Origin of the sequence: Bradyrhizobium uaiense, assembly GCF_010811875.1 — a bacterium.
In the GTDB taxonomy this organism is placed as follows: Bacteria; Pseudomonadota; Alphaproteobacteria; order Rhizobiales; family Xanthobacteraceae; genus Bradyrhizobium; species Bradyrhizobium uaiense.
In genome coordinates this window covers 1-226 of sequence record NZ_VKHP01001190.1, presented here as the reverse complement: position 1 = coordinate 226, position 226 = coordinate 1, and the positions used below count along the sequence as shown (strand labels likewise).

Below are 226 nucleotides of genomic sequence, written 5' to 3'. Positions count from 1 at the left end.
TTCGTGGTTTCCCGCGGACTTTGGTGATCGGCCAAATGAGCTTCACATCGACCGGATACACCTTCAGGTGCCGAGGGATGCCGACGGCCCAAGCCAGTCCGCGCTCTGTTAGCCCTTGTCGAAATGGGGCGCTAAGTCCGTATCCTGCATCCGCCAGCACACATCCAAAGCGCACGTTGGCTGCCATCGTGCGGTCAATCTCGGCCAAAGCAATTTCCGGCTTGGA

Annotated in this window: 1 protein-coding gene; it reads right to left on the bottom strand. The window is 58.8% G+C overall.

Annotation, left to right across the window (positions count from 1 at the left end):
• Positions 1–226, bottom strand: a 226-nt coding sequence (locus FNJ47_RS49250) for a transposase (RefSeq protein WP_163163894.1), incomplete at both ends; no start/stop codon positions are given.